This window comes from Pseudomonas sp. RA_5y_Pfl1_P24 (assembly GCF_963970945.1).
Classification (GTDB): Bacteria; Pseudomonadota; Gammaproteobacteria; order Pseudomonadales; family Pseudomonadaceae; genus Aquipseudomonas; species Aquipseudomonas tritici.
On the sequence record NZ_CAXAOJ010000006.1, the window covers coordinates 308697 to 332842 of the forward strand.

At 60.7% G+C, this 24146-nt stretch carries 23 protein-coding genes; 15 read left to right on the forward strand and 8 right to left on the reverse strand.

Annotation, left to right across the window (positions count from 1 at the left end):
* Positions 1 to 22: 22 nt before the first annotated feature.
* Positions 23 to 283 carry a hypothetical protein gene (locus tag AACY30_RS12540; protein WP_339540404.1) on the forward strand — a complete coding sequence of 87 codons (261 nt, stop codon included), beginning with the start codon at positions 23 to 25 and terminating at the stop codon, positions 281 to 283.
* A gap of 36 nt (positions 284 to 319) precedes the next feature.
* Here the strand turns inward: AACY30_RS12540 and pdxH are convergent, their stop codons facing one another.
* From pdxH to dinG, 5 genes are all read right to left on the reverse strand, one after another.
* Complete coding sequence (pdxH, locus tag AACY30_RS12545) at positions 320 to 967, reverse strand: pyridoxamine 5'-phosphate oxidase (RefSeq protein ID WP_339469505.1); 648 nt, start codon at positions 965 to 967, stop codon at positions 320 to 322.
* Between the two features lie 27 nt (positions 968 to 994).
* Positions 995 to 2143, reverse strand: a complete 1149-nt coding sequence (locus tag AACY30_RS12550) for an OmpA family protein (RefSeq protein ID WP_339540405.1) — start codon at positions 2141 to 2143, stop codon at positions 995 to 997.
* A 143-nt stretch (positions 2144 to 2286) separates the two neighbouring features.
* Positions 2287 to 3432 carry a serine hydrolase domain-containing protein gene (locus AACY30_RS12555; RefSeq protein WP_339540406.1) on the reverse strand — a complete coding sequence of 382 codons (1146 nt, stop codon included), beginning with the start codon at positions 3430 to 3432 and terminating at the stop codon, positions 2287 to 2289.
* Positions 3433 to 3514: 82 nt separating this feature from the next.
* A complete protein-coding gene (locus AACY30_RS12560) occupies positions 3515 to 5812 on the reverse strand; it encodes a beta-galactosidase (RefSeq protein WP_339469501.1) in 2298 nt (765 codons plus the stop codon).
* Between the two features lie 88 nt (positions 5813 to 5900).
* Entirely contained in the window at positions 5901 to 8045 is a 2145-nt protein-coding gene (dinG, locus tag AACY30_RS12565; RefSeq protein WP_339418082.1) for an ATP-dependent DNA helicase DinG, read from the reverse strand.
* 99 nt (positions 8046 to 8144) lie between these two features.
* Between dinG and AACY30_RS12570 the strand changes: the two genes are divergently transcribed.
* Positions 8145 to 8609 carry a CopD family protein gene (locus tag AACY30_RS12570; RefSeq protein ID WP_339469499.1) on the forward strand — a complete coding sequence of 155 codons (465 nt, stop codon included), beginning with the start codon at positions 8145 to 8147 and terminating at the stop codon, positions 8607 to 8609.
* A gap of 119 nt (positions 8610 to 8728) precedes the next feature.
* On the opposite strand, the gene AACY30_RS12575 is transcribed toward AACY30_RS12570, so the two are convergent.
* Together AACY30_RS12575 and AACY30_RS12580 are read right to left on the reverse strand one after the other, a co-directional pair.
* A complete protein-coding gene (locus tag AACY30_RS12575) occupies positions 8729 to 9487 on the reverse strand; it encodes a collagen-like protein (protein WP_339469498.1) in 759 nt (252 codons plus the stop codon).
* Between the two features lie 168 nt (positions 9488 to 9655).
* A complete protein-coding gene (locus AACY30_RS12580; RefSeq protein WP_339540407.1) occupies positions 9656 to 10351 on the reverse strand; it encodes an OmpA family protein in 696 nt (231 codons plus the stop codon).
* Positions 10352 to 10541: 190 nt separating this feature from the next.
* On the opposite strand from AACY30_RS12580, the gene AACY30_RS12585 reads away from it, so the two are divergent.
* The 13 genes from AACY30_RS12585 (at position 10542) to AACY30_RS12645 (ending at position 22996) form a co-directional block, all read left to right on the forward strand.
* Entirely contained in the window at positions 10542 to 11039 is a 498-nt protein-coding gene (locus AACY30_RS12585) for a DUF6231 family protein (protein WP_339469496.1), read from the forward strand.
* A gap of 4 nt (positions 11040 to 11043) precedes the next feature.
* Entirely contained in the window at positions 11044 to 11514 is a 471-nt protein-coding gene (locus AACY30_RS12590; RefSeq protein WP_339418090.1) for a YchJ family protein, read from the forward strand.
* A 19-nt stretch (positions 11515 to 11533) separates the two neighbouring features.
* Positions 11534 to 12016, forward strand: coding sequence for an LEA type 2 family protein (locus tag AACY30_RS12595; protein ID WP_339540408.1), 483 nt, complete (start codon positions 11534 to 11536; stop codon positions 12014 to 12016).
* Complete coding sequence (locus AACY30_RS12600) at positions 12013 to 12213, forward strand: SEC-C metal-binding domain-containing protein (protein WP_003189235.1); 201 nt, start codon at positions 12013 to 12015, stop codon at positions 12211 to 12213. The genes AACY30_RS12595 and AACY30_RS12600 overlap by 4 nt, the downstream gene beginning before the upstream one ends.
* Positions 12214 to 12406: 193 nt before the next feature.
* A complete protein-coding gene (locus tag AACY30_RS12605) occupies positions 12407 to 13051 on the forward strand; it encodes a glutathione S-transferase N-terminal domain-containing protein (RefSeq protein ID WP_339469493.1) in 645 nt (214 codons plus the stop codon).
* Between the two features lie 238 nt (positions 13052 to 13289).
* Positions 13290 to 15731, forward strand: coding sequence for a penicillin acylase family protein (locus tag AACY30_RS12610; RefSeq protein ID WP_339540409.1), 2442 nt, complete (start codon positions 13290 to 13292; stop codon positions 15729 to 15731).
* Between the two features lie 140 nt (positions 15732 to 15871).
* The gene (locus AACY30_RS12615) at positions 15872 to 16876 is read left to right on the forward strand and encodes a ligase-associated DNA damage response exonuclease (RefSeq protein ID WP_339540410.1); all 1005 of its coding nucleotides are present in this window, start codon (positions 15872 to 15874) and stop codon (positions 16874 to 16876) included.
* Positions 16873 to 18507, forward strand: a complete 1635-nt coding sequence (locus AACY30_RS12620; RefSeq protein ID WP_339469489.1) for an ATP-dependent DNA ligase — start codon at positions 16873 to 16875, stop codon at positions 18505 to 18507. The genes AACY30_RS12615 and AACY30_RS12620 overlap by 4 nt, the downstream gene beginning before the upstream one ends.
* Positions 18508 to 18818: 311 nt before the next feature.
* Positions 18819 to 19598 (forward strand): transporter substrate-binding domain-containing protein, encoded by a 780-nt coding sequence (locus tag AACY30_RS12625; RefSeq protein ID WP_339469488.1) that lies wholly within the window; start codon positions 18819 to 18821, stop codon positions 19596 to 19598.
* 56 nt (positions 19599 to 19654) lie between these two features.
* Complete coding sequence (locus AACY30_RS12630) at positions 19655 to 20383, forward strand: ABC transporter permease (RefSeq protein ID WP_339435899.1); 729 nt, start codon at positions 19655 to 19657, stop codon at positions 20381 to 20383.
* Entirely contained in the window at positions 20380 to 21090 is a 711-nt protein-coding gene (locus tag AACY30_RS12635) for an ABC transporter permease (RefSeq protein WP_339540411.1), read from the forward strand. Before AACY30_RS12630 ends, AACY30_RS12635 begins: the two co-directional genes overlap by 4 nt.
* A gap of 9 nt (positions 21091 to 21099) precedes the next feature.
* The gene (locus tag AACY30_RS12640) at positions 21100 to 22218 is read left to right on the forward strand and encodes a succinylglutamate desuccinylase/aspartoacylase family protein (protein WP_339540412.1); all 1119 of its coding nucleotides are present in this window, start codon (positions 21100 to 21102) and stop codon (positions 22216 to 22218) included.
* 13 nt (positions 22219 to 22231) lie between these two features.
* Complete coding sequence (locus AACY30_RS12645; RefSeq protein ID WP_339418106.1) at positions 22232 to 22996, forward strand: ABC transporter ATP-binding protein; 765 nt, start codon at positions 22232 to 22234, stop codon at positions 22994 to 22996.
* Here AACY30_RS12645 and AACY30_RS12650 read toward each other — a convergent pair.
* Positions 22989 to 24137, reverse strand: a complete 1149-nt coding sequence (locus AACY30_RS12650) for a sensor histidine kinase (protein ID WP_339540413.1) — start codon at positions 24135 to 24137, stop codon at positions 22989 to 22991. The two genes, AACY30_RS12645 and AACY30_RS12650, sit on opposite strands and share 8 nt — an antisense overlap.
* Positions 24138 to 24146: the final 9 nt, after the last annotated feature.

Consider the following 24146-nt stretch of genomic DNA (forward strand, 5'->3'; position numbering starts at 1 on the left):
TCCACGCCTAGCCAGGACCTCCATGGATTACTTCATCATTGTAGTCACAACGCTTGCCGGCCTGTATTTTCACGGCTGGCTGTACCTGCGTATCAGGCGATGGATCGACCGTGACCTGGCGCTATCACTGGCGGGCAATGATCTGCACAAGCGCGCATTTATGCTGCGACAGCCGGAACAGGCTCGCGCGCTGAAAATCAGGCGGTCCGACTTGCCGCACTGGTTGAAAAAAGCCGCGCAGCAACACACGCCCGAAGCCTCTGCGATAGAGACTTCGGAGTGATCGGCAACATTCAGGTGAGGTGACGAAAGGTGCGGCTCAGGGCGCCAGGCGTTCGCGGGTCCAGTCGGCCCCTTGCAAGCGATAGTTCAAGCGGTCATGCAAGCGGCTGGAGCGACCTTGCCAGAACTCGATGCGCTCCGGCAGCAAACGATAGCCACCCCAGTGCTCGGGGCAATCGGGTTGGGAATCGCTGAAGCGTTGTTCGGTGGCCTTGAGCAGGTCCTGCAGTTCTTCGCGGTCACGGATGACCTGGCTCTGCGGGGACGCCCAGGCACCCAGGCGGCTGCCCAGCGGGCGGACCTGATAATAAGCGTCCGACTCCTCAGGCGTGACCTTGACCACCCTCCCCTCGATGCGCACTTGGCGTTCGAGGGTCGGCCAGAAAAAGGTCATGGCCGCAAACGGTCGAGCCGCGAGCTGTTCGCCCTTGGCACTCTGATAATTGGTGAAGAAGGTAAAGCCCTGCGCATCCAGGCCCTTGAGCAACAGGATGCGGCAGTGCGGGCGACCGTCCTGGTCGACCGTGGCCAAGGTCATGGCATTGGCTTCCACCGGGGGCTGCTCGGTTGTCACCGCGTCAGCAAACCACTCGTGGAACAACGCAAACGGCTCGCTCGGGGCCTGGGCCTCGCTCAAACCATCCCGTGTGTAGTCACGGCGCATATCGGCCAGTGCCTGGGTCATGCGGCTTTATCCTTCTGGTTCAACAGATCAGTTTTTCGCCTGGTCGTTTGCCGGTGCAGCGGCCTTGGCTTTGGCTGGAGCAGGCTTTTTGGCAGCAGGCTTAGCCGGTGCTTTTTTAGCGGCTGGCTTGGCAGCGGCTTTCTTGGCGGCTGTAGCCTTCTTGGCCGGAGCTTTGGCAGCCGGGGCCGGGGCTGGAACGTTGTGTACTGCAACCATTTCAGCCACCGGTGGAGTCTTGCCCGACTGATACTTGCTCAGCAAAGCCAGCATGGTGGTGCGCTGGGTAAACATGATTTCCATACGACGGTTCAGTGCGCGACCCTGAGTGCTGTCGTTGGCGGCACGTGGCATCATGTCGCCCATGCCGCGCAGCATCAGGCGGTCTTGCTTGAGGCCGCTGAGGCTGAAGATCGAGGCGATGGATTGTGCACGTTCCTTGGTCAGCGCCTGGCTGGCCGGGGCGGTGCCGGTGGCATCGACGTGGCCCAATACCAGTACGGCGGTCTTTGGATCGGCTTCAACGGCCTTGGCAACGCGAGTGAACGGGCCGAGGGTGACGGGCAGCAGCATCGCTGGGCGTTTCGGGTTGTAGGAGCCGTCTACCGGTGCAATCACCACCAGCACATTGTCACGACGCTCCAGTTGCAGGTTGCTGTCCTTGATGGCGGCGCGCAGGCGTGGCTCATAGTCGTCCAGCCAGGCCTGAGTGATTTTCGGGTCGGGCATTGGTACGTTGGTCACGTCGACCTTGGCCAATGGCTTAGGTTTGCTTTCGAAAGGCCACCACCATTTGGTGTCGGTCTTGGCGACGACTGGGGCGGCGGCAGGTGCTGGCTCCGCGGCCTTGAGGTCGGCTTTCAGGTCAGCCTTGGCATCGGCAGCCTTTTCGTCGGCGCTTTTGAACGAGAACGGCCACCAGCTGGAGCCGGTGTCAGCCTTTGCAGTTGGCGCTGGGGCTTGCGCAGCAGCAGCGGCCGCTACCGGTGCTGCAGGCTTGGCGCCCGCAGCGGGCTTGGCATCCGGCTTGGCGTCGGTTTGGGTCACTGCGTCCTTGGTAGCGGCCTTATCAGATCCAAATGACCACCAATGCCCGCCCTCGGCATCATTTTGTGGAGTTTGTGCGCAGCCGGTAATAGTGAGGCACAGCGCCAGTGCCAAGGACTTGTTCGATAACATGAGATATCCACAAAATGAGAAAAGAAACGGGGGTCTGGGTGACCCGTTAAACAGACGCTTACAGAACATTAAAGTTACATCATTTCGTTCAGCGTCTTCTTATAGTTGCCTTTGTAACAAAAAAACGTGAAACAGCAAGGGATTTACAGACAACCGGCCAATATTCCGACCAACTTCTGTGCCCGCGGGTCCATTAGTACATAAGGCCCCAATGTATTAGTCACGAAACCAAACGCTACATCATGCTCGGGATCGGCAAACCCGACCGAGCCACCCGCGCCGGGATGCCCGAAAGCACGCGGGCCAAGGCCGAAGGTGGCGTTGGGCAACTGCGGTTGGTCCAACATGCAGCCCAGGCCAAAACGGGTTTGTGTCAATAATGTTTTATCCGGCCCGATACTGTGTTCACGGGTCAATTGTTCAAGCATGTCGGCTTCCAGCAAACTACCGTCCAACAATCCACTATAAAAACCCGCCAGGCTACGTGCATTACCGTGACCATTTGCCGCTGGCTGCTGCATACGCCGCCATTCGGGTTTATTAGTGCTGGTCAGAATAGACGGAGGATTGGCAAAAGCACGTGTAGTCATGGCCTCAGGTTCACGCATCATTACTTGCAGTAAACGTTGTGCGGCCTCATCGCCCATATTGCCTTTGCTGCGCGCTATATGTGCAACGCGATAAAACTCTTCATCGGCCAAGCCCACATGAAAGTCCAGCCCCAATGGCCGTGCAACCCGCGCCACGATGGACTCTCCCGGCCCGCGCCCATCGGCGCGACGCAGCAATTCACCCACCAACCAGCCGTAGGTGATCGCCTCGTACCCATGGCCTTGGCCCGGCGTCCACCACGGTGCTTCGGCCGCCAGTGTGCCGACCATCAGTTGCCAATCGTACAGGGCTTCAGTAGGCAGCATCTGGCGGATCGCCGGCAACCCCGCCTGGTGGCAGAGCAACTGGCGCAGGGTGATGGCTTCTTTGCCTGACGCCGCAAATTCCGGCCAGTAGTTGGCGACCGGTGCATCCAGTTGCAATTTGCCTTCAGCCACCAGTTGCAGGGCCGTAACGGCGGTAAAGGTCTTGGTGCAGGAAAACACGTTGACGATCGTATCGCTGTGCCAGGCCTCGCTACCGTCCTTGTCGGCGGTACCGGCCCACAGGTCGACGACGGTTTCACCGCCGATCTGGATGCAGAGCCCGGCCCCGCGCTCTTGCGGGTCATCGAACAACGCGGCAAAGGCTTCACGTACCGCTTCGAACTGGAGTTCGTAATGACCCTGGATCTGCACCTGAACACCCTCGGACAACACAGCAAAAAGTGGCCGACATTGTTCCAGCCCTTGTGGGTTTTGTGAACCCGTCAGCACTCAATCAATGACCATTTCCGGAGTGCCCACCGGCATGCCCGGCGCCCTGCACCGGGCCTTTGCCTTCGTGCCCGGCTCTGCCCCCTTCGCTTTCACGCACGGCGCCGGCCGCCTTGGCCTTTTCTGCCTCTTTGCCGAGTTGATCGACCGCCGCCAGGTTACTTTTGCGCACGCTTTCAACAAAACCCTGGAACGGTACGTCGGTGATACCCACCAGGCCAAAGTGGCCATTTTCACCGTCGAGCAATCGACCGGTCACCGGCTGGTCCAGGTACTGGAACCAATGCACGCCGACAATCGACGGCTCGGCCATGGCCTGCTTCAAGAAGTTGCCGTAAGCCGCGCCACGGTCTTCTTCCTTGGCCAACTGCGTCACGCCGCCCCAGAACGGCCCACGGTCGGCCGAGCCAAAGTTGAATTCGGTGATCAGCACCGGTTTGTCCAGCGCACGCAACGCGGCAAAGTCATAGCCGTCCTGCGGCTTAAGCGTGTACATATTGAAGCTCAGCACATCGCAATACTGCGCGCAGGAGGCCACGGCTTCCGGCGTGCTGACCGCATAACGGCCACCCAGCAGCAGTTGGTTGGGGGCGTGCCATTTCAGCGAGTCGGAGATGGTCTTGAAGTAGGCATCCGCAAACGTCTTCTGGAAGTATTGGAAGTCAGCTTCGATTTCCGGGTGCTCAGGGTTGGGAATCGGCGGTTCGAAGCCCGGGTCTTCCATCAATTCCCAGCCCTTCAACTCGATGCCCCAGGCTTTCGACAGGCCTCCTTCGTTACGGTATTTGTCACGCAGTTGTTTGAGGAAGGCGCGCTTGGCCGGTACGTCGGTGGTCATGCGCAAGGTGCCGTAGGCCAAGGCGTAGCGGGATTTAGCATCATCGCCGGGACCGGCCCAGGCCAGTTCGTTGTCGGCAAAGAAACCGACCAACCACGGGTCGTTACGGTGATCGCGGGCGGCGATAGCCACGGCGCGTTCGGTGGCCATGGCGAAACGCGGGTCGAACGGGTCGGGCATGCCACCCCACCAGTCGGTGCCGGTGCTGATGCTGGCGTAGTCACCGACGATCGACAGCGGCAAGGTGTAGGGCACACGATTGGCAGTGGTCAAATCCTCGTCGCTCCAGTTGCCTACGGTGTTGAAACCCCAGGCTTGCAGGCGGTCGAGGGTATGGGTGACCCAGCGTTTTTGGTCGAAACCGTCACCGCCATACGTGCGTTGCAAGTTGGCGCCGTAAAAGTCATACCAACGACCGGCACCAAAGCTACGCCCTTCGCCTGCACCGTTACCGGTACGGTTGTCGCCGCTGCCGTAGTACTTGTCGAAGGGTTCGCCACCTTTAGGCAACGCCGCGAACATCCATTCACGCCCGGCCACATAAGTCTGGCTGTTGTCCGGGGCCACAGTATTGACGCCCAAGGAGTAGAACGGATGCCCCTCCGGCGTCACCAGGTACCAGCGGCCGTCGCGTTTTTCGGTGCGGAAAAACCCGCTGGCGTCGAACGCCGGGCCTTTGTTCCAGCCGCCGTACTGGTCCAGGGCGGACTTATCCCGCGTGGCCAGCCAGCCCTGAAGTTGCTGTTGCTCCTTGGCCGCGGCGGCTTTGAGTTGCCCGTCGCCGCTGACTTTTTCCGGCCAGCGCGCCCGGGTGGATTGACCATAGGCATCCACCAACTCGCTGTAGGCCGCCTTCAACACCGGCTCGCTGTCCTGCACGCCAAAGCGCTCCAGCAAGATGCTCTGGGCGGCGTTAGGCTTGAGCATTGACAAGGTCACCGAAACCACCTGGCTGCGGTCAATTTCACCCACGCTGCTGGCCAGCAATACGCGCTGGCCGTCCACGGTGATCGGCATCGGCGGGCCAGCCTTCATGCCCTGGCTCAACGGCGAATTGGCTTGCAGCGGGATCAGCAAGGTCTGGGCCGGACCGGCTGGCAAGTCAATGCGACTGACCAGGGTGCGGCCATCGCTGCTCTGCACCTTGACATAGAGGGTCAACGCCCAGTCCATCGCACTCTGGATACGCAAGCTCATGGCGCTCGATTGCGACCAGTCCCAGGCGCCGCTTTGCGGGCTGAGCACCAGGCTCGGTTCGACCGCCGGGTTGAAGGTGATGCGGCGCAGCACTTCGCCTTCGGCGGTCTGTTCGGCGTTGTATTGCGGCAGGCTGGCGTCCTGGGTCGCCACCTTGACCACATCGGCAGGCCGGACGAAATTGAACAGCGTTTGTTGCCCCGCAGGCGCAGCCATCAAGGGCGCTGTAAACAGCAGGGCAAAAAGAGCGGGCAGCGTGCGAATCATACGAGCAAGGTTCTCCCAGGCGACCGGTGAATGGCCTGATGACATAATTGAGATAGACCACGAAGTGGGCGAATCCGCCCACGGTGGCTCAAGAAATTTCGCGCCTGAACGGCGGCAAGGCATTAAGGATAGCCTTGCCATAGCGTTGGGTGACCAAACGGCGGTCGAGCAAGGTGATGGTGCCCCGGTCTTCTTCGGTACGCAGCAAACGACCGCAGGCCTGGACCAGCTTCAAGGAAGCATCCGGCACCGAGATTTCCATGAACGGATTACCACCCCGTGCTTCGATCCATTCGGCCAGCGCCGCCTCGACCGGATCATCCGGCACCGAGAACGGGATCTTGGCGATCACCACGTGTTCGCAGTAGGCACCGGGCAAGTCCACACCCTCGGCGAAACTCGCCAGGCCGAACAGCACGCTGGAGTCTCCACCGTCGACCCGCGCCTTGTGCTTGTTCAGGGTTTCCTGCTTGGACAGGTTGCCCTGGATAAACACTTGCTTGCGCCAGTCACGGTCGAGGCCGTCGAACACGTCCTGCATCTGCTTGCGCGACGAGAACAGCACCAGGGTGCCCCGCGAGCCTTCTACCAGCTCCGGCAGGTCGCGGATGATCGCGGCCGTGTGCGCGGGTGCATCCCGCGGGTCGGCCTTGAGGTCCGGCACCCGCAACACACCCGCGTCGGCGTGATGGAACGGGCTTGGCACTACCGCCGTAACCGCTTTTTTTGGCAGGCCGGCACGCATGCGGAAGCGATCAAAAGTACCCAGTGCGGTCAGCGTGGCCGAGGTCACCAGGCAGCCGTAGGCCACGTTCCAGAGGTTGCGCCGCAGCATTTCGGCCGCCAGGATCGGGCTGGCGTTGACCTCGATATCAAACAGTGCCCCGCTTTCGGACAGGGTCAGCCAGCGGGCCATGGGCGGGTTGTCTTCCGGGTCTTCGACGGTGAAGGCGGTCCACAACTCCCAGTTGCCTTGGGAACGGGAAAGCAGACTGCCGAACAGCGGGTACCATTCTTCGGCCTGGTTGCTGGCGATGCCAATGTTGACCTCGCCGTCCATGCCTTCCTTGAGCAGGTCAGTAAGGCGGGTGAACAGGTCGGTCAGGCGCGAGAAGCCCTTCTTTAACTCGATGCCCATTTCACGCATGTGTTCGGGGATCAACCCACCGACGAAACGATGACGGGGTCGCTCACGGCCCTCGACGTCTTCACCGGGCTTGAAGTCAGCCACCTGTTCGCAGGCGCTGAACATGAATTGCTGTTGGGTCTTGATCTCCCTCGCCAGCTCCGGCACTTGTTCGATCAGCTTGCCCAGGTCGCCGGGCAGCGGGTGCTGGGCCAGCAACTTGGTGAGGTTCTTCGCAGTGGTTTCAAGCCAGTCGGCGGTGGAGCGCAGCCGCGTGTAGTGGGCGAAGTGGCCGATGGCCTTGTCGGGCAGGTGATGACCTTCGTCGAACACATAGAGGGTGTCGCGCGGGTCAGGCAGCACGGCGCCACCGCCCAGGGCCAGGTCGGCCAGGACCATGTCGTGGTTAGTGACGATGACATCGACCTTGCCCATGCCTTCGCGCGCTTTGTAGAAAGCGCACTGGCCGAAGTTGGGGCAATGGCGGTTGGTGCACTGGCTGTGGTCGGTGGTCAGGCGCGCCCAGTCGGCGTCTTCCAGCGCGGTGGGCCAGCTGTCGCGGTCGCCGTCCCATTTATTACCGGCCAGCTTCTCGATCATGCTGGTGAACAGCTTCTGGCTGACTTCATCCACTTCGATCTTGAAGCCCTCTTCTTCAAACAGCGACGCCGTGGCGGTTTGCGCGTGGCCTTCCTGCAACAGCACGTCGAGCTTGGACAGGCACATGTAGCGGCCACGGCCCTTGGCCAGGGCGAAGGTGAAGTTCAGGCCGCTGTTGCGCATCAGGTCAGGCAGGTCTTTGTAGACGATCTGCTCTTGCAGGGCGACGGTCGCGGTGGCAATCACCAAGCGTTTGCCGGCAGCCTTGGCGGTAGGAATCGCAGCCAGGCTGTAGGCCACGGTCTTGCCGGTACCGGTGCCGGCCTCGACGGCCACGATCGCCGGGTCGCCACTGCGCCGGCCTTCGTCGTCGGTGTCGATATCCCCGAGGACCTTGGCCACTTCGGCGATCATCAGGCGCTGGCCGTAGCGCGGTTTCAAGCGCTTGGCTTCGAGAAAACGCGTGTAGGCGCCCTGGATCGTAGTTTTGAGTTCAGTGCTGATCATGGATAGTCGGGCGCAAAAAACGCTGGATAAATTTTCAGTGGTTCGGATCGGCCGCTATCATACCCCGCTAATTAATCCCGCGCAGAACGGAGTACCTCAATGACTGTGTTTAGCCTCGTTTATACCCTGCATGTACTGGCTGCCCTGATCTGGGTCGGCGGCATGTTTTTCGCCTGGATGATCCTGCGCCCCGCCGCTGTGGCGGCGCTTGAGGGCCCTGCCCGGCTCAAATTATGGACGAATGTGTTTCAACGTTTTTTCGTGTGGGTGTGGGTCGCGGTGGCGGTTTTGCCGATCAGCGGCGTAGGCCTGTTGCAGTTGCGCTTCAGCGGGTTTGAGACGGCACCGCGCTATGTGCAGGTGATGATGGGGTTGTATCTGGTGATGACGGCGCTGTTTATACGTATCCAGGCGTTGAAGCTTCCGGAATTGCGCACGGCAGTGGCGGCTGAAGATTGGCCCGCAGGTGCGGCGGTACTGGGTCAGATTCGCCGGTTGGTGGGGATTAACTTGATCGTGGGGCTGGTGGTGGTAGCGATTGCTTCGGCTCGGCCAATGTTCTAAGGGTGTGCTTTAGGGCTTCTTCGCGGGCAAGCCCGCTCCCACAGTTGACCGAGTTCCAACATGAGAATGCGGTCGAATGTGGGAGCGGGCTTGCCCGCGAAGACGTCAGCCCAAACGACTCACAGCCGCTGAATAGTCAGAGCGCCAGCAGGCCCCGTCGGCCCAGGCTGCCCTTCCAACCCTGGGCGGCCCTTCTCGCCGCCATCAGCGCGGTACACCACACAGCCTTTGGATTGCCCGCCTTTGCCGGGTTTACCCGCCGTGCCCGCTAAACCACCGGCGCCACCGTCAACCCAGACCTTGATCTGCTCAGCCGGAAAACTCTGCGGCAATTCGACCCGCACCTGTGCACCCGCTGCTCCCGGAAGGCCATCCCCGCCGTTATCACCATTGAAGCCCCGGCCCGCCGAACCCCAGGTGCAACCTGGGTCTTCACCGTTGGCACCGTCCAGCCCGGCATAACCCTGGGCACCGGCGCCACCACGGGCGTCTACCGAGAGTTCTTCAGCGTTCAGCGAATTCATGCGCAAGATCAAATCACGCCCAGCCTTGGCCGGCTTTTCATGGGTACCGGGAGCACCGCGCGAGGTGATCTGGCTGCCGTGATCCAACTGCGCATGGCGCACCTGCAATTGCAACGCGGTGCCGCCGGGCACGATGGCGATACGGGCGTCACGCCCCAGGTGCAGCTCATCCACCGTGACTTGGCTGATGGTGGAAGGAACCAGCAAGGTGCCGTAGTCCGCCACGTCCAGGCGCTCCAGTTGCAACACGCTGGTGCTGCTGGGCAGGCGCATCAACGAGTTGGTTTCAACACTGACGCTTTGCGCCAGGGCAACGGGGCTGACCAACACGGCCAACAGTAAAACCTTACGCATATGAAGCTCCCCGGAATTATTACAAAAGCTATTTCAACTTATTCTTTGGAAGCACAGTAACGACTTCTACCGGCGTTTTGCCAGTGAAGGATAAAAAAGTTAATAAAGGGGAGACTTCAGCGAAAGTTGCCAGCAATGCCCCTGTGGAACCCACAGGGGCAAGAGCCGTCAGCGGTTGATCTGGATTTCCGTACGGCGGTTCAAGGCACGGCCTTCAGCGGTTTTATTGTCAGCCACCGGCTGGCTCTCACCCGCACCCGTCACCGCCACGAAGGCGCTGCGAGGCACACCCGAGCCGACCAGGTAATCCGTCACCGAATGCGCGCGCTTATCCGAGAGCCGTTGGTTGTAGGCGTCTTTGCCCACGCTGTCGGTATGGCCGATGACACGCAGTTGAGCGCTTGGGGCTTCCTGTTTCAGGCGGGTGGCGATGATGTCGAGCTTGGTTTTATCCGCCGCAGTCAGCCTGGCCGAGTCGAATTCAAAGTGCACATCGCGAATCACGATGGTTTCTTCCTTGACCACCACGACCTCCTCAACCACGGCCGCTGGCGGCGCAGGCGGGCACCCATCGGCATTTACCTGCACGCCTTTTGGCGTGCCCGGGCACTTGTCGCGGCTGTCTGGCACGCCATCGCCGTCTTCATCGCCATCGCCGTGCACCCAGCAATAGGCGCCGGCCATGCCACCGATCAGCAACGCACCATAGCCTGCATAGGCCGAGCTTTCAGTGGCACCGATCGCCGCGCCGGTCACACCGCCAACGGCGGCGCAGGTGGGCCAGTCGGTTTTTTGCAAACCTGCGCAACCTGTCAATACTCCGGTTAGCAGAACCAAGGGTAGAGCTGTCCGCATGATGCTCATCTGATTTCTCCTGAGGGGATCGGCGGGGGCCGATGGGTGGAGTAAAGACGGCTCTTTTCATCTTCGCCACTGCGCCGCCCCCCTGTATTCATTGAGGTTCGTTGCTACTGTCGGACTTTTCGCTGCCGCCCGCTCTAGGCCCGCACGCTCAGCCGCGCTAGTCTCTACGGTCCTGATGTGAGGATCTCTGATGACCGCTGGTATTTCTGCTCGTACACCCCAGCAAGCCTTGGCCGCCTTGCTTGATCTGCACCCGCCAAAACGCCTGTTGCTGTTGGGCGCCAGCCAGTTCCCGGCGCTGGAGGCTTTTAAAAAGGCGCACCCGGATACCCAGGTGTCTGTCGCGGCACCGGGAGCCTTGCCGGCGGAGCTTGCCGCACAGCGGTTTGACCTGGCGCTGGTGGTGGACTGCCTGGAGCACCTGTCAAAACCACAAGGCCTGACGCTGCTGGGCGGCATCCGCAACCTCAATGCCAGCCGCATTGCGGTACTGGTGGACCTGGGCGCCTGTGACTGGAAGGACACCGACTTCTTCTCCCTCGCCCTGCAGGCTGGTGAGCGTTTCCAGCGTGATGAGCAGGTTCTGACGCTGTTTACCTATGATCTGCTTGACTATAAACAAGTACCGGACTGGCTCAACGCCCGCTTTTGGGCCAACCCGGAAAACTTCGGAAAGTACTGGTGGTAACCCGATGAGCACACCCATTTGCCCCTGCGGCAGTGGCAACCTGCTGGATGCCTGCTGCGGCCATTATCACGCCGGGCACCCGGCACCTTGCGCCAGCGCGCTGATGCGCTCGCGCTACAGCGCCTACGTGCTGGGCCTGGTGGACTATCTGGTCGCCACCACCCTGCCCGCCCAACAGCCGGACCTGGACCGCAATGCCATCGGCGCCTGGAGCGCACAGAGCACCTGGCTCGGCCTTGAAGTGGAAAGCTGCGAGGTGTTTGGCGGCCAGCCGGAACACGCCTTTGTGACCTTCACCGCACGCTGGCATGACAGCACCGGCGAACATAGCCACCGCGAGCAGTCCTCTTTCGTACAGAATGACGGGCGCTGGTACTTCATCGACCCGACAGTGCAAGTGAAGGCCGGACGCAACGATCCGTGCCTGTGCGGCAGTGGGCAGAAATTCAAGAAGTGTTGTTCCAGCTATCTCTAGCCACCACAGGACTCACGCCATGCTCCGGATGTACAGCTTGATGCTGGCGTTAACCCTTGGTCTGAGCGGCTGCGCGTCGTGGTTCGAAGACGACTCACCGCCGCCGCACGTGTCCCTGGTGAAAGTCGAAGTGGTGCGCGCCAAGCTGCTGGAGCAGAAGTTCAAGCTGTTCTTTCGCGTGGACAACCGTGACGACGCCGACCTGACCGTGCGCGGCCTGATCTACAAGGTCAGCCTGGGCGACTTCGTGTTGACCGAGGGCGAGTCAGACGAGTGGCTAACCGTACCGCCGCGCAGTCATAAGTTTTTCCGGGTGTCGGTACGCACCAACCTCTGGCCGCAGATCCGTGATGTGGTGCAGATGCTGAAAAAACCCAACAAGCCTGTGCCGTATCGCCTGGAAGGTGAGTTGAAAACCGGATTATTCATCGGTTATGACGTGCAGGTGAACCACAATGGCGAGATAATCCCCGGCGATTTTATTCCGGAGCGACATCGATGACTCAGCAACCCCATGTCCATGGTCCTGACTGCAACCATGATCACGATCACCATGATCACGACCACGGCCATGTCCACGGCCCGAACTGCGGCCACGCTCACCAGGAGCCTGTGCGCAATGCGTTGAAGGACGTGGGTCGCAATGACCCTTGCCCGTGCGGCAGCGAGAAGAAATTCAAGAAGTGCCACGGGGCGTAAGCCACGCTGAAGATCCAAATGTGGGAGCGGCGGTGCGACGATTTGACTTGCGCGCTCCCACATTGGGTGGGTGGATGGGGCCGTATAAATTGCTTCTAAGATTATGCGCAAATGTTTCATTGAATTTTTGCGCACTGAACATCACCTATACCTACAGGCATCCGCTCAAGCATTCCCCTTTTTGGAGAGCTTCATGATCGACCTGTATTACTGGACCACCCCCAACGGTCACAAAATATCGCTGTTCCTGGAAGAAGCCGGTCTCCCCTACGAGGTGCACCCGATCAATATCGGCCAGGGCGAACAGTTCAAGCCTGACTTCCTGAAGATAGCCCCCAACAACCGAATTCCGGCGATCGTCGATCAGAACCCTGCCGACGGCGGCGCGCCGATTTCGCTGTTTGAATCCGGTGCAATCCTGCTGTACCTCGCGGAAAAAACTGGCCGGTTCATTCCAAAAGACCTGCGCGGTCGCCAGGAAGCTTTGCAATGGCTGTTCTGGCAAATGGGCGGATTGGGGCCAATGGCCGGTCAGAATCATCACTTCAGCCAGTTCGCGCCGGAGAAGATTCCCTACGCAATCAAGCGTTATATAGATGAGACCGCCCGGCTTTACGGCGTGCTGGACCGGCGCTTGGCGGATCGGCCGTTCGTGGCAGGCGACGCCTACAGCATCGCGGATATGGCGATCTACCCGTGGATTGTTTCCCACAAGTGGCAGAGCCAGCGGTTGGAAGATTTCCCACACCTGCTGCGCTGGTTCAACAGCATCAAGGAACGGCCGGCGACGGTCCGCGCCTATGAACTGGTGCAGAAGATCAACCCGCCCAAATCCTGATCTTAAGTCGCACTCAATCAAAATGTGTGGGGTTGCTCGCGAAAGCGGTGTATCAGTCGGTACGTGTGTGACTGACCGACCGCCTTCGCGACCAAGTCGAATCGTCACACCGCAGCGCTCACATTGGTCTGCGCAAGACTCAAGATCTCACGCTTTCCCCAAACTCCCGCTTGCGTCGTTTCGCCGCGCTCACTAACGTAGCGCCTTTACTGACGCTACCCCCCGCAGGAGCTTTGCCATGGCCTCGCCAGCCCTCTCACATTTTCTTCCCCGGTTCGGCGTTGCCGCGGCAGTGGCCAGTGCGTTAAGCATGGCCGGTTGCCAGCTCCAGAACACCCAGGACACCCTGCCGCCGGTCGCCGGTGTGCTGCCGATCAAAGGCCTGGCTCAAAACGTTTCCGTGCGTCGCAATGCCCAGGGCATGCCGCTGATCGAAAGCAATACCTTCCATGACGCGCTGTTCAGCCTCGGTTACGTGCACGCCAGCGATCGCATCACCCAGATGGTCACCCTGCGCCTGCTGGCCCAGGGTCGCTTGGCGGAAATGGCGGGTGCTGAAGTGCTGGACGTCGACCGTTTCATGCGTGCGGTCAACCTGAAAAAAAGTGCCGGCGAGCTGTATAACGCTTCGTCGCCGCGCCTCAAACGCTTCTTTGAAGTGTATGCCCGTGGCGTCAACGCCTACCTGTTCCGCTACCGCGACAAGCTACCGCCAGACCTGGCCCAGACTGGCTACAAGCCGGAATACTGGAAGCCGGAAGATTCGGCGCTGCTGTTCTGCCTGCTGAATTTCAGCGAGTCGGCCAACCTGCAGGAAGAAATTTCATCCCTGGTGCTGGCGCAGAAAGTCGGCGTCGACAAACTCGCCTGGCTGACCCCAAGCGCGCCGGATGAAGCGGTCCCGCTGGCCGAAGCCGAGAAACTCAAAGGTGTGAGCCTGGGCCAGATCACCGGCCTGGCAGGGCTGGACGCGGTCAGCCAGCAACTGAGTCACCTCAACTCACTGGCGGTCACCACCTCGAGCAACTGGGCAATCGGTCCGCAACGCAGCCGCAGCGGCAGAAGCCTGTTGGCCAACGACCTCGCCGCCCAGCCGCAAGCCCCGTCGCCATGGAGCTACGTGCAGATCCGTGCACCTAAATACCAGGCCGTGGGCGCCTCGATTGCCGGCTTGCCGACGCTGCTGTCCGGCTTCAATGGCAAGGTCGCGTGGAGCATGAGCACGGTCAAGGGCGACACTCAGGACCTGTTCCTGGAAAAGGTCAAACGCCAGGGCAACGCGTTGTACTACGAGAACAACGGAAAATGGCTGCCGGCAGGTGTGCGTAACGAAACCTTTTTCGTGAAAGGCCAGCGCTCGATTCGTGAAGTGGTGTACGAAACCCGCCACGGTGCCCTGCTCAACAGCAGCCAGGCGCTGACCACCGGCCTGGGCCTGGCCCTGCACACCGCCGACTTCAAGGACGACAAGAGCCTGGATGCGTTCTTCGACCTGTCGCGCGCGCAAAACGCCGCCAAGGCCTCGGACGCAACCCGCGAGATTCGCGCCATTGCGCTGAACATGGTCTTCGCCGACGCCAGCAATATTGGCTGGCAAGTCACCGGCCGCTTCCCCAACCGTCGCGAAGGCGAAGGTTTGCTGCCGTCGCCGGGCTGGGACACGCGTTTCGACTGGGACGGTTACGCCGACGCGATGTTGCACCCCTATGACCAGGACCCGGCCCAAGGCTGGGTCGGCACTGCCAACCAGCGCACCGCGCCACGCGGTTATGGCATGCAGTTGTCCAATTCCTGGGACGCCCCGGAACGTAGCGAGCGCCTGGCGCAGTTGGCCAATGCCGGCAAGCATGACAGCCGCAGCATGATCGCCATGCAATACGACCAGACCACCACGTTTGCTGCCAAGCTAAAGACCATGTTCCAGGCCCCAGGCATGGCCCAGCCACTGAAACAGGCGATCGATGCGTTGCCGGCGGCTGAGCAGGTCAAGGCGCGGGAAGCACTGAATCGCTTGATGGCCTTCGATGGTCGACTGGTGGCAACGTCCGCCGACGCCGCGATCTACGAACTGTTCCTGCAGGAAAGCACCCGTCAGATCTTCCTCGACGAACTCGGCCCGGAAAACAGCACCAGTTGGAAGGCTTTCGTCAGCAATGCCAGCCTGTCCTACGCCGCCCAGGCCGATCACTTGCTGGGCCGCGAAGACAGCCCATTCTGGGACGACGTGCGCACCCCGCAGAAAGAAGACAAACCTTTGATCCTCGCCCGCAGCCTGGCCGCGGCGATCAGCGCCGGTGACAGCCAACTGGGTACCGATCACAAGGCCTGGCAGTGGGGCAAGCTGCACACGACCACCTGGAAAAACACCAATGGCCAGGTGATTCGTGGCCCACTGGCGTCCGGCGGCGACCACAACACCTTGAACCCGGCACCGTACAACTGGGGCCAGGATTTCACCACCACCCAAGTGCCGGCGCTGCGCATGATTGTCGATTTCGGCCAGGTGGAACCGATGATGGGCCAGGGTGGCATCGGCCAGTCCGGCAACCCGGCCAGTCCGAACTATGCCAATGGCATCGACCCGTCGCTCAAGGCGCAATACCTGAGTTTCCCGATGCAGCCGCAGAACTTTGAGAAGGTGTATGGGAAAACAAGGTTGACCCTGACGCCGGGTAAATAACCCGGGGCCTTACTGAAGAAGCCGGACCAGAATGTGGGCGCTGGCAAGCCTGCGCCCACATTTGTTCTGTATACATTCCGATAGAACTTCTGCGTTCAGCCCCGCCTCATAAGTAACAAGCCCACTTCCCCGGTCATTCCATGGACCTCGTCATCGCCCGCCCCGAAGGCCTTTATTGCCCCGCCGGAGATTTCTACATCGACCCCTGGCGCCCGGTGGAACGTTCGGTGATCACCCACGCCCACGGCGACCATGCCCGCACCGGCAACCAGCACTACCTGGCGGCGGCTCCCGGCGAAGGCATCCTGCGCTCGCGGCTGGGGCTGGACATCAACCTGCAAACCCTGGCCTACGGCGAACAACTGGTCCATCAGGGCGTCACCCTGAGCTTCCACCCGGCCGGGCATGTATTGGGATCGGCACAAGTGCGCCTGGAATATCAAGGCAAAGTCTGGGTCGCATCCGGCGATTACAAAGTCGAGCCCGACGGCACCTGCACCCCCTTCGAACCGGTGCGTTGCCATACCTTCATCACCGAATCCACCTTCGGCCTGCCGATCTACCGATGGCAGCCCCAGGCGCAGATTTTTGCCGGGATCAACGATTGGTGGAAGGCGAACATCGCAGCCGGCAAGGCCAGCGTGTTGTTCTGTTATTCCTTTGGCAAAGCCCAGCGAATCCTGCATGGGATCGACGCCAGCATCGGCCCGATCCTCAGCCATGGCGCGGTCGAACCGCTGAACCGGGTGTACCGCGAGGCCGGGATCTACATCCCCGAAACCCTGTATGCCGGTGACTTCAAAAAGACCGACCCGTTGTTGCGCCAGGCCTTGATCATCGCCCCCCCCTCCGCCGGCGGCAGCAGTTGGATAAAGCGCTTTGGCGACTATAGCGATGCCTTCGCCAGCGGCTGGATGCGCCTGCGCGGTACCCGTCGGCGGCGGGGGGTGGATCGAGGTTTTGTGCTGTCAGACCACGCCGACTGGCCCGGCTTGTTGTGGGCGATCGAGCAAACCGGCGCCGAACGGGTGATGGTCACCCACGGCTCTGTCGGTGTATTGGTGCGACATCTGCGGGAAAAAGGTCTGGATGCCCAAGGCTTCACCACTGAATACGGCGATGACGAAGAGGAGGCCAGCGCATGAAGGCCTTCGCCGAGCTGTACGCCAACCTCGACGCCACCACCTCCAGCAACGCCAAGCTTGCTGCACTGCAAGCCTACTTTCTGCAAGCGCCACCGGCCGATGCCGCCTGGGCGGTGTACTTTCTGTCCGGGGGGCGCCCTCGCCAGTTGGTCCCCACGCGCCTACTGCGGGACATGGCCACCGAAGCGTCGGGCATCGAGCCGTGGCTGTTCGAAGAGAGCTACCAGTCGGTGGGTGACTTGGCGGAGACGATTTCCCTGCTGTTACCGGAATCCACCTACACCTCAGAGGATGGCCTCGCAGTGTGGCTGGAGGAAAAACTCCTGCCCCTGCGTGGCTTGCCTCCGTTGGAATTGGCTGAGCGCCTACCGGCGTTATGGGCGCAACTGGATCAGCCCAGCCTGATGGTGTGCATCAAGTTGATCACCGGCAGTTTTCGCGTGGGCGTGTCCAAGTTGCTGGTCACGCGAGCCCTCGCTGCGATGGCCGACCTCGACAGCAAGCGCGTGGCGCAGCGGCTGGTGGGCTACACGGACTTGTCCAACCGTCCTACGCCTGAGGGCTACCTCAAGCTGATCGCCGCCGAATCGTCCGACGAACATGCACAAAGGGGTGGGCAGCCCTATCCGTTTTTTCTCGCCCATGGTTTGGCGCAACCGGTGGAGCAGTTCGACACCCTGCTGGGCTCGCCCGCCAACTGGCAGGTGGAATGGAAGTGGGATGGCATCCGTGCGCAACTGGTGAAACGTGAGGGCCGCCTGTGGATCTGGTCCCGGGGTGAAGAACTGGTCACCGAGCGTTTCCCTGAACTTCACAGCCTGGTCAGTGGCTTGCCCGATGGCACCGTAATCGACGGCGAAATCGTGGTATGGAAAGACGCGGTGCAACCCTTCGCCTTGCTGCAACAGCGGATCGGCCGCAAGACCCTGAGCAAAAAAGTACTTGAGGATGCCCCGGTCGCGGTCCTGGCCTACGACCTGCTGGAACATCAGGGCGACGACTGGCGCAACCACACTCAGGCTGAGCGCCGCGCGCAACTTGAGCAGGTGATTGCCCAGTGCAACCAATCCTTGTTGCAGGCATCACCCTTGCTGACTGGGAGCAGTTGGCAGGACCTCGCCGAACAACGCGAAGCCTCTCGCAGCCTGGGCGTGGAAGGCATGATGCTCAAGGATCGCAAAGGTCTCTACGGCGTGGGCCGCACCAAGGATATGGGTCTATGGTGGAAGTGGAAGGTGGACCCGTTCAGCATCGACGCGGTGTTGATCTATGCCCAGCGCGGTCATGGTCGACGCGCCAGCTTGTATAGCGACTACACCTTTGCGGTGTGGGACGGGCCGCCCGGTACCGAACGCACGCTGGTGCCGTTTGCCAAGGCGTATTCAGGGTTGACCGATGAGGAAATGCGCAAGGTCGACGCGATCGTGCGCAAGACCACGGTGGAGAAGTTCGGGCCGGTGAGCAGTGTGACGCCGAGCATGGTGTTTGAGCTGGGGTTTGAGGGGATTGCCCTTTCCAAGCGGCATAAAAGCGGGATTGCGGTGAGGTTTCCGCGGATGTTGCGCTGGCGACAGGATAAGCAGGTGGAAGAAGCCGACAACCTCGCCACCCTGCAAGACCTACTGACCTGAACACAAAACCCTGTGGGAGCTGGCTTGCCTGCGATGACGGCGGGTCAGCCAGTCCATCAGTAATGGACCCACCGCTATCGCAGGCAAGCCAGCTCCCACCTTTTTGACCAGCGCCAGTTCCAAGATGGTGCGCGGATTTTTTGGTGCCCATTTCCGGGCATCTCCTACACTAAAACTTCCCTTGTCCCACCTTTTAAAACGCTCATTCGGAACTATGGTGCAGAAATTGCTACCAGTGATCCGTCTGACACCGTTCAGTAACAGTCCTAAACGCGCCACAAGCGCTTATCTTGGTTTCCAGGGATTACATAATGAAAAAAGCATTGCTGACCCTTTCTGCACTGGCTCTGTGCATGGCCGCCGGTACCGCGCTGGCCAAGGAATACAAGGAACTGCGTTTTGGTGTCGATCCGTCCTACGCACCGTTTGAATCCAAGGCCGCCGACGGCAGCCTGGTCGGCTTCGATATCGATCTGGGCAATGCGATCTGCGCCGAGCTGAAAGTGAAATGCAAGTGGGTCGAAAGTGACTTCGACGGCATGATTCCAGGCCTGAAAGCGAAAAAATTCGACGGCGTGATTTCGTCCATGACCGTGACCCCGGTGCGTGAAAAGGCCATCGACTTCTCTAACGAGCTGTTCTCCGGCCCAACCTCGCTGGTGTTCAAGAAGGGGGCTGGCTTCTCGACGCCCGAGTCCCTCAAGGGTAAATCCGTGGGCTACGAGCAAGGCACCATCCAGGAAGCCTACGCCAAGGCTGTATTGGATAAAGCCGGTGTGACCACCAAGGCCTACGCCAACCAGGACCAAGTGTATGCCGACCTGACCTCCGGCCGTCTCGACGCTTCCGTGCAGGACATGCTGCAAGCCGAACTGGGCTTTTTGAAGTCGCCAGCCGGTGCAGGCTACGAAGTCAGCGCCGCCATTGACGACCCACTGCTGCCGTCGAAAACCGCCATCGGTATCAAAAAAGGTAACACTGAACTGAAGGCGCTTTTGGATAAAGGTATCAAAGCGTTACACGATGATGGCACCTACGCCACCATCCAGAAGAAACACTTTGGCGATCTGAACCTGTACAGCGGCAAATAATGCCTGGAGCGCCCTTCCCTGGAAGGGCGCTTTTTTATCGCCATAGGTCCTGATTTATGTTCGAAGAACTGTTGCAAACCCTCGGACTGAGCGCGCTCAGCTTGAAGGGTTTCGGCCCGCTGTTGCTGCAAGGCACGTGGATGACGATCAAGTTGTCGGTGCTGTCCCTGGCCGTCAGTATCGTGCTCGGCTTGCTCGGTGCCAGCGCCAAATTGTCCAGCCTGCCCTTTTTGCGCATCCCCGCCCAGCTTTACACCACGCTGATTCGCGGCGTACCCGACTTGGTCCTGATGCTGCTGGTTTTTTACAGCCTGCAAACCTGGCTCACCGGTTTCACTGACTTCATGGAATGGGAATACATCGAGATCGACCCATTCAGCGCCGGGGTGATCACCCTGGGCTTTATCTACGGTGCTTATTTCACCGAAACCTTTCGCGGCGCGATCCTCGCCGTGCCCCGTGGCCAACTGGAAGCCGCCACGGCCTACGGCCTCAAGCGCGGGCAACGGTTTCGCTACGTGACCTTCCCGCAGATGATGCGCTTTGCGCTGCCGGGTATCGGCAACAACTGGATGGTGATGCTCAAGGCCACGGCGCTGGTGTCGATCATAGGCCTGGCCGACTTGGTCAAGGCTGCCCAGGACGCGGGCAAGAGCACCTATCAGTTGTTCTACTTCCTGGTGCTCGCCGCGTTGATCTACCTGATGATCACCAGCGCGTCCAACTTCGTCTTGCGTCGCCTTGAACGGCGCTACTCCGCAGGCGCCCGGGAGGCAGTGCGATGATCGAACTCTTGCAGGAATACTGGCGCCCCTTCCTTTATAGCGACGGCCAGCACATCACCGGTCTGGCCATGACGATGTGGCTGCTCAGCGCCGCGCTGGTCATCGGCTTTCTGGTGTCGATTCCGCTGTCCATTGCGCGTGTCTCGCGCAATCGTGCCGTGCGTTGGCCGGTGCAGTTCTACACCTACCTGTTCCGGGGCACGCCGCTCTATATCCAGTTGCTGATCTGCTACACCGGCATCTACAGCATCGCCGCCGTGCGCGAGCAGCCGCTGCTGGACGCGTTCTTTCGCGATGCGATGAACTGCACCATCCTGGCCTTCGCCCTCAACACCTGCGCCTACACCACGGAGATTTTCGCCGGGGCGATCCGCAGCATGGCCCATGGCGAAGTCGAAGCGGCCAAGGCCTATGGCTTGAGCGGCTGGAAGCTGTACGCCTACGTGATCATGCCGTCCGCGCTGCATCGCTCGCTGCCTTACTACAGTAATGAAGTGATCCTGATGCTGCACTCGACCACGGTGGCTTTCACCGCGACGATTCCAGACATCCTCAAAGTGGCGCGGGACGCCAACTCGGCCACCTTCATGACCTTTCAATCATTCGGTATCGCTGCGCTGATCTACCTGACCGTGACCTTCGCGCTGGTCGGTCTGTTTCGTCTGGCGGAGCGCCGCTGGCTGGCGTTTCTCGGGCCGAGCCATTAAGGAGTGTGTATGCGTCACCAGGTTCATGAACTGATCGCGCCAGTGCCAGGTACGGCGCGGCAGGTTCACAGTTTTCACTTCGGCCCGGAGCAGGCCGAGGGCAAGATTTACATCCAGTCGTCGCTGCACGCCGATGAGCTGCCGGGCATGCTGGTGGCCTGGCACCTCAAAGTGCAATTGGCGAAGCTGGCCGCGGCCGGTCGCCTGCGCAGCGAGATCGTGCTGGTGCCCATCGCCAACCCGGTGGGCCTGGAACAGGTGTTGATGGATATTCCGCTGGGTCGCTATGAGCTGGAGAGCGGGCAGAACTTCAATCGCCTGTTTGTCGACCTCAGTGAAGCCGTCGGCAACCAGGTCGAAGATGTGCTCGGGGATGATCCTCGGCACAACGTCGAACTGATCCGCGCCGCGCTGTCCACCGCCCTCGCCGCGCAAAATGCCGACACCCAGCTGCAATCCCAGCGCCTGGTGCTGCAACGCCTGGCCTGTGACGCCGACATAGTGCTGGACCTGCATTGCGATTTCGAAGCCGTGGCGCACTTGTACACCACGCCCGAGGCCTGGCCGAAGGTGGAACCGCTGGCGCGGTATATCGGTTCGGAGGCCAATTTGCTCGCGACCGACTCCGGTGGGCAATCCTTCGATGAGTGTTTCACCTTGGTCTGGTGGCAATTGCAGCAACGCTTCGGCGAGCGCTTCCCGATCCCCATGGGCAGTTTTTCGGTGACCGTCGAACTGCGCGGGCAAGGCGACGTCAACCACGGCCTGGCCAGCCTCGACTGCCAGGCAATCATCGACTACCTGATTCACTTCGGCGCCATTACCGGTGATGCGGCACCGCTGCCCGACCTGCCCTACCCGGCCACACCGCTGGCCGGCGTTGAACCGGTGGCGACGCCAGTGGGTGGCCTGCTGGTGTTCAGCGCCCTGCCCGGTGAATACCTGGAAGCCGGGCAACTGATCGCCGAAATCATCGACCCCATTTCCGACCGCGTAACGCCGGTGCACTGCCAGAAGGCCGGCCTGCTTTACGCCCGTTCGCTACGCCGCATGGCCACTGCCGGGATGGTCATCGGCCATGTCGCAGGTACCGAGGCCTACCGCAGCGGCTATCTACTTTCGCCTTGAGGATGCACGCCCCATGTACAAATTGACCGTTGAAGGCCTGCATAAAAGCTATGGCGACAATCAGGTGCTCAAAGGTGTTTCGCTCAAGGCCAACACCGGTGACGTGATCAGCCTGATCGGCGCCAGCGGCTCGGGCAAGAGCACCTTTTTGCGCTGCATCAACTTCCTGGAAACCCCCAACGACGGCGCCATGACCCTGGACGGCCAGTCGATTCGCATGGTCAGCGATCGCCACGGCATGCGCGTGGCCGACGACGCCGAACTGCAGCGCCTGCGCACGCGCCTGGCGATGGTGTTCCAGCACTTCAACCTGTGGAGCCACATGAGCGTGCTGGAAAACATCACCATGGCCCCGCGCCGGGTGCTGGGTTGCAGCAAGAAAGACGCCGAAGACCGCGCCCGTCGCTACCTCGACAAGGTAGGGTTGCCGGCGCGTGTGGCCGATCAATACCCGGCGTTCCTGTCCGGCGGCCAGCAGCAACGGGTCGCCATCGCCCGCGCCTTGGCCATGGAACCCGAGGTGATGCTGTTCGACGAACCCACCTCGGCCCTCGATCCGGAACTGGTGGGCGAAGTGCTCAAGGTGATCCAGGGCCTGGCCGAGGAAGGCCGCACCATGATCATGGTGACCCACGAGATGAGCTTTGCACGCAAGGTGTCGAGCCAGGTGCTGTTCCTGCACAAGGGCCTGGTGGAAGAGCAAGGTGCGCCTGAGGATGTGCTGGGCAATCCCAAGAGTGAGCGCTTGCAGCAGTTTCTAAGTGGCAATCTCAAGTGAAGCAGATACGCGCATGAAACGTATGGCGTGTGCGTCGGGTTTCAAGGCGCCAGCCTGCCTGCGTGCAGGCACGCGAGACGATTTCCAGGCCAAAGCCGAACCCCGGCGACACGCGCTGTTCCACACGGTTATTGATGATCACCAGTTGCTGCTCAGTGAGGACAACCCGGACTTTGCCGGCGCCATGCTGAACAGCGTTGCCCAGCAGGTTCTGCACCACACTGCGGGCTATCGCCTCATTGGTCTGCACGCAGATCGTTGATGCTCCAGTCAGCACCCGCGCATCAGCCGCGAGAGGGAAAAGCAGCTGGTATTTTTCGATCTGCTCGGCGACGACGGCGGACAGGTCAATCGCCGCATGGGGCAATTGACGCGGTTCACGGGCCAGGGACAAAAACAGCTCAATGGTCATTTTCATTCCGGACAACGCGCCTTCCATGCGTAGCAGGCTGCGTGCCGATTTTTCGGCGTTGCAGCCGGGCAAACGCAGGATCGCCAGGCTGTTGTTCAAGATACCCAAGGGGGTGCGTAGCTCGTGGCTCACGTGCCGGGTAAATGCCTGCTCGCGCAGCAGCGCGGCATTTTGCTGGGTCACCAGAGCCGACAGCGTACGGCTCAACGTGCCGATTTCATCCTGGCGCTCGAACCCGCTGAATCTGCACGGCCCACGCGGTTCAGAGGCCACGTCCTCCACCAATTGGCTGACGGGTTGGGCAATGGCCCGGGCAATCGCGATGGCCAGGATCGTACCCAGGATCAGGATCAATCCGGCCACCGCGCACAACAGCCCGAAAATCCGAGCGCCGTAGCCTTCGGTCTGGCTGAGTTCAGACTCGTTCAGCACCAGTATCAGCCACTGTGACGCACCCGGTACAACACTTACGAACACATGGACATCCTCTCCCTCCAGTTCATGGTGACCGGCTGGCAATTGGCGCATGACGGCCGGAACTTCAGCGTCCCCCGACCAGTAGCCTTGCAGGTAAATGCTGTTGGGCATCGCTGTCGCTGCTCCCTGCAGGCTATGCCGTTCCTTGAACGCCTGTGCCTCAAGCTTCAAATAGCTGGCAATGATGTTGTCCTCTGTCACGTTGACAGTGGCCCAGATCAGCACGCTGTAGAACAACGTGATGGTTGCCATGAACGGCAG

Coding starts and splice junctions, on each gene's coding strand:
- AACY30_RS12540 (WP_339540404.1), top strand. CDS start 23: ATGGATTACTTCATCATTGTAGTCACAACGCTTGCCGGCCTGTATTTT.
- pdxH (WP_339469505.1), bottom strand. CDS start 967: ATGACCCAGGCACTGGCCGATATGCGCCGTGACTACACACGGGATGGT.
- AACY30_RS12550 (WP_339540405.1), bottom strand. CDS start 2,143: ATGTTATCGAACAAGTCCTTGGCACTGGCGCTGTGCCTCACTATTACC.
- AACY30_RS12560 (WP_339469501.1), bottom strand. CDS start 5,812: ATGATTCGCACGCTGCCCGCTCTTTTTGCCCTGCTGTTTACAGCGCCC.
- dinG (WP_339418082.1), bottom strand. CDS start 8,045: ATGATCAGCACTGAACTCAAAACTACGATCCAGGGCGCCTACACGCGT.
- AACY30_RS12570 (WP_339469499.1), top strand. CDS start 8,145: ATGACTGTGTTTAGCCTCGTTTATACCCTGCATGTACTGGCTGCCCTG.
- AACY30_RS12575 (WP_339469498.1), bottom strand. CDS start 9,487: ATGCGTAAGGTTTTACTGTTGGCCGTGTTGGTCAGCCCCGTTGCCCTG.
- AACY30_RS12580 (WP_339540407.1), bottom strand. CDS start 10,351: ATGAGCATCATGCGGACAGCTCTACCCTTGGTTCTGCTAACCGGAGTA.
- AACY30_RS12585 (WP_339469496.1), top strand. CDS start 10,542: ATGACCGCTGGTATTTCTGCTCGTACACCCCAGCAAGCCTTGGCCGCC.
- AACY30_RS12590 (WP_339418090.1), top strand. CDS start 11,044: ATGAGCACACCCATTTGCCCCTGCGGCAGTGGCAACCTGCTGGATGCC.
- AACY30_RS12595 (WP_339540408.1), top strand. CDS start 11,534: ATGCTCCGGATGTACAGCTTGATGCTGGCGTTAACCCTTGGTCTGAGC.
- AACY30_RS12600 (WP_003189235.1), top strand. CDS start 12,013: ATGACTCAGCAACCCCATGTCCATGGTCCTGACTGCAACCATGATCAC.
- AACY30_RS12605 (WP_339469493.1), top strand. CDS start 12,407: ATGATCGACCTGTATTACTGGACCACCCCCAACGGTCACAAAATATCG.
- AACY30_RS12610 (WP_339540409.1), top strand. CDS start 13,290: ATGGCCTCGCCAGCCCTCTCACATTTTCTTCCCCGGTTCGGCGTTGCC.
- AACY30_RS12615 (WP_339540410.1), top strand. CDS start 15,872: ATGGACCTCGTCATCGCCCGCCCCGAAGGCCTTTATTGCCCCGCCGGA.
- AACY30_RS12620 (WP_339469489.1), top strand. CDS start 16,873: ATGAAGGCCTTCGCCGAGCTGTACGCCAACCTCGACGCCACCACCTCC.
- AACY30_RS12625 (WP_339469488.1), top strand. CDS start 18,819: ATGAAAAAAGCATTGCTGACCCTTTCTGCACTGGCTCTGTGCATGGCC.
- AACY30_RS12630 (WP_339435899.1), top strand. CDS start 19,655: ATGTTCGAAGAACTGTTGCAAACCCTCGGACTGAGCGCGCTCAGCTTG.
- AACY30_RS12635 (WP_339540411.1), top strand. CDS start 20,380: ATGATCGAACTCTTGCAGGAATACTGGCGCCCCTTCCTTTATAGCGAC.
- AACY30_RS12640 (WP_339540412.1), top strand. CDS start 21,100: ATGCGTCACCAGGTTCATGAACTGATCGCGCCAGTGCCAGGTACGGCG.
- AACY30_RS12645 (WP_339418106.1), top strand. CDS start 22,232: ATGTACAAATTGACCGTTGAAGGCCTGCATAAAAGCTATGGCGACAAT.
- AACY30_RS12650 (WP_339540413.1), bottom strand. CDS start 24,137: ATGGCAACCATCACGTTGTTCTACAGCGTGCTGATCTGGGCCACTGTC.